At 61.1% G+C, this 11387-nt stretch carries 10 protein-coding genes and 1 pseudogene; 2 read left to right on the top strand and 9 right to left on the bottom strand.

Annotated elements, in window-relative coordinates:
* Positions 1–87: 87 nt before the first annotated feature.
* The 9 genes and pseudogenes from dusA to XH89_RS23930 all read right to left on the bottom strand — a co-directional run bounded on the left by dusA (position 88) and on the right by XH89_RS23930 (position 9004).
* On the bottom strand, positions 88–1047 hold the full coding sequence (gene dusA, locus XH89_RS23895; protein WP_246767595.1) for a tRNA dihydrouridine(20/20a) synthase DusA: 960 nt from the start codon (positions 1045–1047) through the stop codon (positions 88–90).
* Between the two features lie 391 nt (positions 1048–1438).
* The gene (locus XH89_RS23900) at positions 1439–2119 is read right to left on the bottom strand and encodes a dihydrodipicolinate synthase family protein (protein ID WP_371825235.1); all 681 of its coding nucleotides are present in this window, start codon (positions 2117–2119) and stop codon (positions 1439–1441) included.
* A complete protein-coding gene (locus XH89_RS41905; RefSeq protein WP_256439980.1) occupies positions 2014–2385 on the bottom strand; it encodes a dihydrodipicolinate synthase family protein in 372 nt (123 codons plus the stop codon). Before XH89_RS41905 ends, XH89_RS23900 begins: the two co-directional genes overlap by 106 nt.
* 27 nt (positions 2386–2412) lie before the next feature.
* Positions 2413–2703, bottom strand: a pseudogene (locus XH89_RS23905) (AAA family ATPase); the annotation flags it as partial.
* A gap of 685 nt (positions 2704–3388) precedes the next feature.
* On the bottom strand, positions 3389–4267 hold the full coding sequence (locus tag XH89_RS23910; RefSeq protein ID WP_194462860.1) for an acyl-CoA acyltransferase: 879 nt from the start codon (positions 4265–4267) through the stop codon (positions 3389–3391).
* 20 nt (positions 4268–4287) lie between these two features.
* Complete coding sequence (locus XH89_RS23915; RefSeq protein ID WP_194462861.1) at positions 4288–5412, bottom strand: homoserine O-succinyltransferase; 1125 nt, start codon at positions 5410–5412, stop codon at positions 4288–4290.
* A gap of 27 nt (positions 5413–5439) precedes the next feature.
* Positions 5440–6714, bottom strand: coding sequence for an O-acetylhomoserine aminocarboxypropyltransferase/cysteine synthase family protein (locus XH89_RS23920; RefSeq protein WP_194462862.1), 1275 nt, complete (start codon positions 6712–6714; stop codon positions 5440–5442).
* A gap of 32 nt (positions 6715–6746) precedes the next feature.
* Positions 6747–7751: an amino acid--[acyl-carrier-protein] ligase gene (locus XH89_RS23925; RefSeq protein ID WP_194462863.1), complete on the bottom strand. Its 1005-nt coding sequence runs from the start codon at positions 7749–7751 to the stop codon at positions 6747–6749.
* Positions 7752–7777: 26 nt separating this feature from the next.
* The gene (locus XH89_RS23930) at positions 7778–9004 is read right to left on the bottom strand and encodes an acyl-CoA dehydrogenase family protein (RefSeq protein WP_194462864.1); all 1227 of its coding nucleotides are present in this window, start codon (positions 9002–9004) and stop codon (positions 7778–7780) included.
* Positions 9005–9236: 232 nt separating this feature from the next.
* On the opposite strand from XH89_RS23930, the gene XH89_RS23935 reads away from it, so the two are divergent.
* A complete protein-coding gene (locus XH89_RS23935; protein ID WP_194462865.1) occupies positions 9237–9515 on the top strand; it encodes a phosphopantetheine-binding protein in 279 nt (92 codons plus the stop codon).
* A 43-nt stretch (positions 9516–9558) separates the two neighbouring features.
* A complete protein-coding gene (locus XH89_RS23940) occupies positions 9559–11373 on the top strand; it encodes a long-chain-acyl-CoA synthetase (protein WP_246767904.1) in 1815 nt (604 codons plus the stop codon).
* The last annotated feature ends 14 nt before the right edge of the window (positions 11374–11387 follow it).

Consider the following 11387-nt stretch of genomic DNA (forward strand, 5'->3'; position numbering starts at 1 on the left):
TGGTCGCGTAGACCACCTAGCGAAGCCGCAAACGAACGTGGCTATGGGCCTTCGGCTATCCAATAAACCGCCCAGTCATGACTGCAGTCAGGCAGCTGCCTCTGCCGGCGCGTGGACACCAATGCACGCGATCGCCTCGCGCAGGACCTCGACACCAGCCCCCGGCTTCACACCCTGCTCGGCGAGATGGCGGCGGAATGCACGCGCGCCAGGCACAGCATGGAAGGCGCCGACGAAATGCCGCGTGATGGCATGCAGTCGTGTGCCGCGCGCGAGCTGCGCCTCGATATAGGGCATCATCGCTTCGAACGCGTCCTGCATGGTCGCATGCGGCGCGGCCTCGCCGAAGATCTCGGAATCGACCGAGAGCAGACGCCACGGCTCTTGATAGGCGGCACGGCCAAGCATCACGCCGTCGACATGCGCAAGATTCGCTTTCGCTTCCTCGATGCTCGAAACACCACCATTGATGATGACGGGCACATCAGGCATCGCACGCTTGAGCCGATAGACGCGGTCGTAGTCGAGCGGCGGAATGTCGCGGTTCTCTTTCGGCGACAGGCCGTTCAGCCAGGCCTTGCGGGCATGCACGATCAGCGCGTCGCAGCCCGCAGTCACGACGGCGCGCGCGAGCGTGTCGAGCGATACCTCCGGGTCCTGGTCATCGATGCCGATGCGGCATTTGACCGTGACGGGCACGGCAACCGCGTACTTCATTGCCTCGACACATCTTGCGACCAGATCCGGCTCCGCCATCAGGCAGGCGCCGAAGCGACCATCCTTCACGCGATCTGATGGACAGCCGACATTGAGATTGATCTCGTCATAGCCGAACTCTTCGCCGATCCGTGCCGCCTTCGTGAGCTCGCCTGGATCCGACCCGCCAAGCTGGAGCGCCACTGGATGTTCGACCGCATCGAAACCAAGCAGCCGTTCCCGATCACCATGAAGGATGGCGCCCGTCGTCAGCATCTCCGTATAGAGCAGCGCGCGCGCCGTCAGGTGACGGTGGAACACCCGGCAATGCCGGTCGGTCCAATCCATCATGGGGGCCACGGAAAAGAGATAATCTCGCGATTCCAATTGGTTATAACATCCTCTATGCACTCGTCCCCGTTATACTATTTCCGCGAAAATAGTATAGCCGCCGGACAGGCACATAATCGCGTCCCGTTCATAACCACTTGCTGCGCATTGACGCCATCATGGTGGACCACGGATCTAAAGGGCAGTGTCGAATTGCAACGAACCGGATTTCGACACCTCGTCGGCTGATGCGAACACGGCGAAAACCGCTTACGCGCTCCGGCAAATTGGGCATGTCTGCCTACGATCTCGACGAGGCGGTCCCCGATATCGCGCCATCGGACAGCTATTACAGTCTTGCCAGCGTCATGATCGCCAAGAGATGCCGCGAGAACATGGCGCTGCGCAACCTCTATCCGTTCTTCGTTTCCTGGAGCGCGCCGGCGATCCGCAGCGCCTGTTCGAGTGCTCGCAACTCGTTTGGTATGACCGGTGGCTGCGGCGGCCGTACTGCGTCGCACGAAAGACGTCCGAGCAATTTCAGGCAAGCCTTGAGCCGCACCGTCGCGCGCCCTCTCGGCGCATCGCGGTAGATTGCGACAGCCAGCGGATAGAGCCTCTCGTGGGCGGCGCGCGCCGACGTCCAATCGCCGGCTTCCGCGGCATTCCAGAGGCTGACAACAACCTCCGGCACCACGGAGGCGAGGCTGACCTGGCTGCCGGCCGAGCCGACGAGATAGCTCGTCAGCAGATGTTCGTCGCCGGAGCCAAGCACGACGAAGTCCGGACGCAGCTTGCGGATCAGTCGCAAGTTCCGCTCGTACGTCGCAACTTCCCAGCAGCCCTCCTTGATCGCAACGAAGCGAGGATCAGCAACGAGCCGTTCCAGCAGCGACGGCGTATAGGCCATCGCACCGGCGCCGACGGGCGCGGCATAGAGCATCAGCGGTGAGGCCGTCGCGCCGCGAATGCGGCGGTGATGCTCGATCACGCAGTCATCGGCATGGCTGAGCGCCCAGCTGTTGGGAGGAAATACCAGCAGCCCGTCCGCGCCGGCCTGCTCCAGCGCAGCCGCCTCGCGCGCGGCCTCCAGGCTCGATCCATGGTGACCCCTGAGACGATCAGGCAGTCCTTCGGCGCGTGCCGGCGCGCCAGCTCAACCACCCGCCGCTTCTCGGCCAGCGACAGCACAAAATTCTCGCCGGCGTGACCGTTGACGAGGAGCCCGTTGATGCCGGGTGTGGACGCGACCGAGGCGAGATGAGCTGCGAGCTGCGCCTCATCGACCTCGAAATCGGCCGTCATCGGCACGATTGTGGCGGCGTGGACGCCGCGCAGGCGGTCGCTGAATGTCTGCATCGCCGCCGACGCCGGCTAGTGAATGATCTAGTCGAGGAACGTCCGCGCCCGCTCGGACTTCGGATGCTTGAAGAATTCCTCCGGCGCGGCCTGCTCGACCACCTTGCCATCGTTCATGAATACGATGCGATCGGCGACTTCGCGGGCAAAGCCCATCTCGTGAGTCACGCACAGCATGGTCATGCCCTCTTCCGCGAGCTTCTTCATGGTCTCCAGCACCTCCTTGGCCATTTCCGGGTCGAGCGCCGACGTCGGCTCGTCGAACAGCATGATCTTGGGACGCATGCACAGCGCCCGCGCGATGGCTACGCGCCGCTCGGCGTATTTTGGGGCGCCGCGGAGCTTATCCCGGGTCACGCCGGTGACGTATCCGCCGAGGTCTCCCCGGTCGACAGCTGCCCCCGAAAACCGGAGCAGTCCCTGAGATCAGGATGATTCCGTGCCGCTTGTCGCCTGCCTACGCCCCGCCGTCACCAGCAGGTGTCGAATTTGCTCAGCTCGCTCCTTTGTCAAATTCACAGCCAAGTCCATCCCAACGATTGCGGGCCCCCTTCGCTCTCGATCGTAGACCATCCAACCTTTGCCACCCATCCGAATGAAGTATTTACTCTGCAATGATTTTTCGTCGGTCAACTGATGCACGCTCCTCGAATTGGCGATCGGCGCATAGCCAAGCGCATCGGTCCATGACGCTACATTCGCTTATGTGAGTCAAACCGGGAAAAATTAGCAAGGTTCCACTTGGGAACTGCATATGCGGAGAAAACAGATGCGCTATGGGCGGAGTAAGTTGCCATTCCTCGGCCCCCTCCACCTCCCAGCGCCCGCCCTCCATACGTCCCGGAGCTCCCAGGCCGCTGCCGCGTTTCGCAAACTCTGGGGCGAGAATCGTCTTGTCTAGAATGAAGTTCGACGGGGCTAGTTCGGGAACCGGCGCGAGCCCGGTAAGATCGTTCGCCCGCCCAAAGGTATTCGCGACACCGGATGGATCGTGAACGACGAGTCAGGGGCCGTAAATCACCAGTTCAGAATCCGACAAATCGGCGAGCCGGGGACAATGCGGACCCTTGAAGTATTTGCGACCGATCGGCTCCCTATAGATACCGATGAGGCCGGGCACGGGTCCGTTGGCGTCGAGAGCGACCGAGATCCAACCACGCCGTACCAAAAAAAGACCTATGGTTCCGGCGCACGTAATATAATCGACCACATCAGCGCAATAGATCATTTGCATCGAAGGCAGACTGATGCGGCCCAGCCGCATCGGCTGCAGGACGAACGGAAAGGCGCGCCCATTACTGGCGCGGCATACCAGGACGAAACACCCGTATGACGCATGACGTGCAAGCAACGCCGCGTCAGACTTTGACAATCCGTCAATCGCCCGCGTGTCTCGGCGCACGATCTCCACGCGCATATCCTTGACCGGGCGCGATAAGGCCGGGAAGGAAAAAAACAAGCCGCCGCAATAACGACGGAACCCCTGCGCTTCGATGGCTTTCCAGGTCCATTGCGCCGGGCTGATGTTGACGTAAGTAACCTCCTTATGACGTTGCGCGACCTTGGTCAGCATCGGTGCGTAGCTGCGAAAGGCAGGCTCTACATACCAGCTCGAGAGATTGCACCGGATCGAGATGCTTTCACCATCGCATCTGGCGGTGTAGATCAAAAGCAGAGCACCAACCGGCGTCCGATCATGCTCGAGCATATAGCCGAAGAGCGGGAAGCTGTCGGGTGTCTCGCGCACAGCCAAGCGCCGGAGTCCATCGATCCAGTATTCGCGCGGACGAAGCGGAAAGCCGTTTGCCAGAAGATCTGCGATGGCGTCGAGATCGACCACTTCTATCTCACGACATCGGATCATGTTCGAACTCTCAGTCATGCAACCGGATGGCCTCCTGCTTACCGGGCTTGCGCGCGCGCCAGATGAGCCGATCGAGCGGCAACCAGCCTGCGCTGATGGCGCCGTGTTGCAAGTCCGACTGCAGACAGAGACTCTTCCCGCGCTCCCGATGCGTTTGAGCGGCGGGCTTGCTGCGACACCAAGTACAGCAACCAGTTGCGGTATATGCGCTGGGCTGGCAGACGCCATACGTTGCTCAAGTTATTCGCCAGCCGATCGAGAGGAAAATCGGCAAAAAGCTCCGACCTTCTGTGGGAGAGGGCCTCCTGTCGGAAAGCGATCAGTAATTCTTCCGCGCCCTCGTTCAGATAGCTCCTCGGTATCGTCGGGCAGACTTCGTTCTCTCCACGAAGAAAGCGGCCCATATCTCGTCGATACTCACCCAGCAGGCTCAGGGTTTCGTATTCCGGATGCCCTTGGAAATACACGAATAGGCTCTTCTTCTGCGGCTTGATGAAGCAGTCGACCCCGCTCTCCCTCGACCAGGAGAGAACCGAGTATCCGCAGTTCGAGAGATCCTCCTCCTGCACCTCGTTCCACCGGGCGTGGGGTATTCGGAAGGTCCGCGGCACATCCTGCATCAACGGATGGCGTCTCGTCTTGGTTTGAGCGAAAACGCCGAAGCATTTGGTGCCCAGCTTGTGACGAGGAACGCCGTCCATATGCAGGACCGCTCCGTGGACGGCCAGGCAGGAAAACACGGACGAGGCGGTATTTTCCGTCGCCCAGTCCGCAATCTCGACGAAGCTGGGCCAATATGGCTCTTCGGCCAGGCGGGAGGCTTTGGGTTCGGCGCCTGTCACGATCACACCGTCCATCCTCCTGCTCAGGAGATCACCAACGCCACGATAGTATCGATGCACGTAATCGCGTCCCCATTCCGAACGAGGCGTCGACTCAATTGCGTAGAAGTGCAGCCTGACGCAAAGCCGTCCGGCAGCGGCATTGAGCAGGTCGAACACTTGGCGCTCGGTTGAGATCAACGCTGCGTCAGACATGTTGTTGATGAGGCCGATGTCGAGACACTCCTCCCGCCTTTCCCCGGCTACCTTCGTGTAGGCCGCGCTCGGCGCTCTCGAAAAGAGGTGGTGCTCCTGTGACTCTATGTCGATCAAGACAGTCATTCGAATGCCTCTATGATTGATGAAGCATCAGTTCACAGCGCCGAGGGCCTGATCGAGATCTGCGAGGATGTCGTCGATGTGCTCGATTCCGACGCTCAGCCTGATCATCTCCGGTCGCACGCCGGCTTTGTCCTGTTCTTCGAACGACATTTGCCGGTGCGTTGTCGATGCGGGATGGCAGACAAGCGTCTTCGCGTCGCCTATATTGACCAGCCGCTTGCAGAGCTTCAGCCTGTCGTAGAACCGCTTGCCCGCCTCGAAGCCTCCGGCGACGCCAAAAGTCAGCAGCGAACATGCTCGACCGGCCAGGTATTTCTGCGTCAACGCGAAATAAGGGCTGTCATGAAAGCCCGCATAGTTCACCCACTCGACGCGACGATCATGGCGCAAGAACCTCGCGACTTTCTCCCCGTTCTCCACATGCCGCTCGATCCGTAGCGCGACGGTCTCGATCCCTTGGAGCAGCAGGAAAGCGTTCATCGGCGCCAGCACGGCGCCTGTGGTTCTCTGGGAAACCGCGCGGCAACGCGCAATGTAGGCGGCGGCGCCGTAGCGTTCCGTGAAGATCAACCCATGGTACGATTTCTCCGGCTCATTCATCATCGAAAAGCGCCGTCGATGCTCCGCCCAGGGAAACCTACCGCTGTCGGTGATAACTCCTCCGAGCGTCGTGCCATGCCCGCCCATAAACTTTGTCAGAGACTCTACGACGATGTCTGCGCCGTACTCGATCGGTCGGAGCAGGATCGGAGTCGGTACAGTGTTGTCCACTATCAGCGGAACGCCATGCTTGTGCGCGACATCGGCCATCGCCTCAATGTCGCAGACATTTCCGGCCGGATTCCCGACGCTCTCGCAGAACACGGCTCGCGTATCGTCGTCGATGAGCCCTGCGACACTTTCCGGCCGGTCGTCTTCCGAGAAGCGGACCGTAATGCCCTGCCTCGGCAGGATATGGGCGAACAGTGTGTGCGTAGTACCGTAGAGCTGCGGCACCGAGACGACGTTGGAGCCCATCTCGGCGACGTTGACGACCGCATAATTCACGGCAGCCTGACCGCAGGCAACGCTCAGCGCCTCGATGCCTCCCTCAAGGGCGGCGACACGCTTCTCCAACACAGCGTTGGTCGGATTGCCGATGCGGGTATAACGGAAGCCGTCCGCTTCGAGGTTAAAGAGCGCCGCTCCATGGTCGGCGCTGTCGAATGCATAGGAGGCCGTCTGGTAGATCGGCACAGCAACGGCCTTCGTTGCCGGATCATCTTCAAAACCGCCGTGCACCGCGAGCGTCTCTCTTCGCATGGTCGCTGACCCCGCTGCTCTGCGGTCGCGGGCTAGCTCCCGACTTCCTTGGCGCATCGGAATTCCTCGATTGCTGAAATCGGCCGACGATCGGTTTTTGGGAACTCGAGAAGATCGCGCACCGCGACCGGCCATAGATCGACGTCTTTGCCGTGGGTATGGAACATGGCGACGGCGAGACGGTCCATTCCGAAGGCCACACAGGCCGTGTGAGCCGGCTCGGATGCCGTATCGACGATCCCCCAGGTCGCGCCGAAATGATTCCGGTGGTAGTTGAAGCTCATACAGGCGGTCGGCCGCTCCTCGGAGCGCAGAGGCACCAGCAATTCAAACTTGAGCGACTGCTGCTTCTGGGTCACCGCCATCATCTGCCCGACCCGGCCGAAGAACGGATCGTTCGCATGGTCGATTTTGAAAGTCAGCCCGAGATCCCGGGCGATCTTCTGGGCGCGTATGATCCAACGGTCCCGGAATCCCGAGACGAGATCAGCACTACCGATGCAGACGAATTCACGCATCCGGAAGGACTGCAACCGATCGAGATGGCGCGAGGGTTCACGACGGAAACAATCAGCGGCCACGTCAAAGCGCCAGCCACCGGGCGGCACGGGCCCTCGGCTCGCCGCGATGGGATAGACCGGATAGCAGGCGGCCGGCGACAGAACGAGATCCGCCGCTGACAGCGACGCGGTCCAGTCACCGCCGGCATCGAAGCGACTGACCGCGGCGTCGATCTCGCTATCCAGGCCATGCAAGCCACAGACGCAGCCCAGGAGATTGGGAAAGCTTTTCAGGTAACCAGACTTCTCGAGTTGTGAGCGGTTCATGACCGGCGGGAAACGCATTACCTCGGTGTCCGGCTCGCGATTCCGCGAGATCACCGCCGCAATTCGTTGAACTACGTCTTCGTAGAGTGCGGTGCGGCCGTAGACCCCGGGAGAGCCCATCTCATAGAACAGCACATCGGCAAGATAGCCCAACGGATCGGCTGGAGGCGGATTGGAGTCCGCCGGCGTTTCAACGATGGCGACGTTCATCGGGCCCTTTCCTTCTCGGACAAATATCAATCACATAGAGACTCCGGAACCGCGCTCATCAGCGTGGCGGTACCCATGCTGGCGAGGATGCGATCGTTGTTGATCATGATCGGAGCGGAAAGCACGTCTCGCAGGTGGCGGCCGATGCTCACGTCGGTGTCGTTGCGGTATCCAGAAAGGCCGCAAGTGCGCATCGCGTGCATGACGGTCACAACCGCGAGCTCGGAGGCTTCCACCTTGAGAAGGTTGATCGAGGATTGGAAGTCGACGGACGAGAGTGCGCGCACATCTCGTCCGCGAGCTTCATAGGACTGGAGGCCCGCGGCGATGACGGCGCGCAACTTGGTCAAGGTCATCCTGGCAGCGGTGTAGTGCGTCGCACCGGGAGGCATGTTGCCGCCCGCCCCGCGGGCAGCCTTGCGGATGAACAGCTGCGCCCGGTCCACCGCCGCTGCCGCGATTCCCGCCCACACCGAGGACCAGCACAGATGGGCGACAGGTGTCATCGTCTGCGCATGGATCTTTTCATATGCCACTGGGAATATCTGTTCGGCAGATCCCCTGAAATTCAGCCTGAAGCCGGCACTGCAAGTCCCACGCATGCCGAGCGTCTCCCACGCGAGGGTGCGCTCCAGCGTGTATTCATCACGGGTGATGGCCAGCAGCACTTGATCGGAGCCGGCGGCAGAGTCGGAGCGGCGGGCGGTGGTGATGATGCCGTCCGCCTCGGCGCCATACGAAATCACCGTCGCGTCACGCACCAACGAAATCTCGGCGCCGGCGTGCTCCACGGCAGCCGAACTGAAGCGTATGTTTCCACCATTCTGGCCTTCCGTGGTCGACGATGCCAACAGCAACTGCTCGGCAGCCACGCGGCGCATAAGGTTCTCGTGCCAGCCACTGCCCGCGCCGTGACGAACTAGGCACGCAATCTTGGTCTGATGCATCGCGAAGATCATCCCCACCGAGGCGCAGGCGCGGCCGAGCGCGTAACACATGTCGGCGACCTCGGAAATTGACGCCCCGCCTCCGCCGTACTCGATCGGAATCTGAGCCCCCAAGAGTCTCTCCTTGCGCGCCGCATTGATCGCCTTCAGAGGGAATAACGCCGCGCGATCGACCGTCTCGGCCTCCGCGGCGGCGACCTCCGCGACCTTTGCCGTTCGCTGCTGTAACAAGGAGCTGTCGGGAGAGAATGCTATTCGCCCATTTTGCTTGGCGACGTCGCGGAACTGGACTTCCTGCACAGTCATAGGCCAGAGCCTCCCCTCTCATACTTGTCATCATCGGCCGATGCGAAGATCTCCGCTCGAAACCGACAACTAGCTCACTTCTCCCTACCGCGTCGTTGGAGCAGAAGTGGGTATCGGGAAACTTCCAGTCCCGGGCGAGGTACCTCCGAAGCAGAGCTATTGATCCAAGGACCAGGTGAGTATCCTCCCACCCAAAGTGATGACGCTTGGACCCGGCAGGAGACCGGCCGAAATGTACGACTTTTCCGTCAACGTTCAGAACCGCGTTATATCGGTCGTCAGGAGTGTCCTCCAGCAGAACGAGATCGCGGCCGATGTCCACCCAGAGTCGCGGCTCGTGGACATTGGATTGAGTTCGATGGGCATGGTCGAGTTGATGCTTAAGGTCGAAGCCGAGTTCGACCTTATCCTCCCTCAATTTGAGATCACGCCCGAAAACTTTCAATCGGTGAAGGCGATGGAGCAGATGATTCTCAATCAGCTCGGATCCGGCCGGAATGAAGTCAATTGAACAGAGATTCGACTTCGACAACAAGGCGAGCCGCATCGGATGGATGCGTGCGCAGGCCGAGCCAACAACCAGAGACGACGCTCCGCCGCGCAGACGCTCTGCCGCCAAGAGCTGGCTGCAAGCTATCGCGCTAACGGCACAGCTGGAAAACCATCCGCACCGCTTGTTCGCCGACATCGTCGAGGACTGGGCACGGCGTCAGCCTGGTCGACCTGCCCTTCTCTCGCGTGGTCAGTCCCTCACTTATCGGGAACTCTCCGACCGGATCAACCGGTATGCGCGTTGGGCACGGGACCTGGGCCCGCGCGCCGGCCTCACCGTCTGCCTGCTGATGCCGAACCGGCCGGACTACCTGGCCTGTTGGCTTGGTATCAGCAGCATTGGCGGGACGGTGGCGCTGATCAACACCAGGCTCGTCGGTCCGTCGCTCGCACACTGTATCGACGTCGCTCATGCCGATCACCTCATCCTCGCGGCGGAGTGCGAGGACGCGTTCGAAAGTGCGCGTCCCCATCTCCATGGCGCGCCGAAATGTTGGACTGTTGGCATCGACGATTCAGACCATGATCTGGATGCGGCGCTGGCTGCCTTCGAACCGCGACCAGTGTCCTCGACCGAACGGGGCGAAGTCACGATCGATCAGCGTGCGCTTCTCATCTACACCTCGGGCACCACAGGCCTTCCGAAGGCGGCTAACGTCAGCCATCGCCGCGTTCTCGCCTGGGCTGGCTGGTTTGCGGGACTGACCGACGCGTCCACCGACGATCGCCTCTATGATTGCCTACCGCTCCATCACTCCGTGGGCGGTGTCGCTGCCCCCTGCAGCACGCTCTGCGCCGGCGGCTCGGTCGCGATCGCCGAGAGGTTCTCCACTGCCAGGTTCTGGGACGACATCGAGCATTTCGATTGCACTATGTTCCAGTATATTGGCGAGCTCTGCCGCTATTTGCTGAAGGCCTCAACGGTCGAACATGAGGCGCGACACCGGCTTCGATTGGCTGTTGGCAACGGATTACGCGGCGATATCTGGGAGACGTTCGCCAGTCGGTTCGCGATTCCGCAGATCATTGAATTCTATGCCGCAACCGAGGCCAATTTTTCACTGTTTAACGTCGACGGCAAACCGGGCGCGGTCGGCCGGATCCCGCCCGTTCTGGCACATCGCTTTCCAGCCTCCATCATCAAGGTCGATGCCGAAAGCGGCAGCCCGGTTCGGAACATCGACGGGCTCTGCATCGCCTGCACCCCCGGTGAGACCGGCGAGGCCGTAGGGCGTATCGGCAGTGCCGGTCGTGGCGGCTGGTCTTTCGAGGGCTACACGGACCCATCCGAGACCGTCAGAAAGATCTTGCGCGATGTCTTCGCGGTTGGTGATGCCTGGTTCCGCACGGGCGATCTGATGATGCGCGACGAGCAAGGTTATTTGCACTTCATCGACCGTATGGGCGATACTTTCCGCTGGAAGGGCGAGAATGTCGCGACCAGCGAAGTGGACGACGCAATCACGGCCTGCCCCGGCGTTCTCGACGCCGCGACCTATGGCGTTGCGGTGTCTGGGACCGATGGCCGCGCCGGCATGGCAGCCTTGGTGGTGAGCTCGGATTTTGATTTCCGTGTATTCCGGAACCACCTTTCGCGCAGGCTGCCGCCTTATGCAATTCCGGCCTTCGTCAGGCTATGCCCGTCGCTCGAGACGACTGAGACCTTCAGGAAGAAGAAGCAGCGACTGATCCGCGAGGCATTCAATCCCTCGGTGGTGAGCGATCCGCTGTTCCTGCGTGATCCGGCGAGCGGCGACTATCATTCGATCGGCCCGTCCGTTTACGCGCTCGTTAGTGAGGGCGCAATCAAGCTCTGACGTCGGCTCGGAAG

The sequence above is a fragment of the Bradyrhizobium sp. CCBAU 53340 genome, from assembly GCF_015291645.1.
Lineage (GTDB): Bacteria > Pseudomonadota > Alphaproteobacteria > Rhizobiales > Xanthobacteraceae > Bradyrhizobium.

Bases quoted from the DNA above. Each gene is read 5' to 3' on its own strand.
- dusA (WP_246767595.1), bottom strand. From the start codon at position 1,047: ATGATGGATTGGACCGACCGGCATTGCCGGGTGTTCCACCGTCACCTG.
- XH89_RS41905 (WP_256439980.1), bottom strand. From the start codon at position 2,385: ATGCAGACATTCAGCGACCGCCTGCGCGGCGTCCACGCCGCCACAATC.
- XH89_RS23910 (WP_194462860.1), bottom strand. From the start codon at position 4,267: ATGACTGAGAGTTCGAACATGATCCGATGTCGTGAGATAGAAGTGGTC.
- XH89_RS23915 (WP_194462861.1), bottom strand. From the start codon at position 5,412: ATGACTGTCTTGATCGACATAGAGTCACAGGAGCACCACCTCTTTTCG.
- XH89_RS23920 (WP_194462862.1), bottom strand. From the start codon at position 6,714: ATGCGAAGAGAGACGCTCGCGGTGCACGGCGGTTTTGAAGATGATCCG.
- XH89_RS23925 (WP_194462863.1), bottom strand. From the start codon at position 7,751: ATGAACGTCGCCATCGTTGAAACGCCGGCGGACTCCAATCCGCCTCCA.
- XH89_RS23930 (WP_194462864.1), bottom strand. From the start codon at position 9,004: ATGACTGTGCAGGAAGTCCAGTTCCGCGACGTCGCCAAGCAAAATGGG.
- XH89_RS23935 (WP_194462865.1), top strand. From the start codon at position 9,237: ATGTACGACTTTTCCGTCAACGTTCAGAACCGCGTTATATCGGTCGTC.
- XH89_RS23940 (WP_246767904.1), top strand. From the start codon at position 9,559: ATGCGTGCGCAGGCCGAGCCAACAACCAGAGACGACGCTCCGCCGCGC.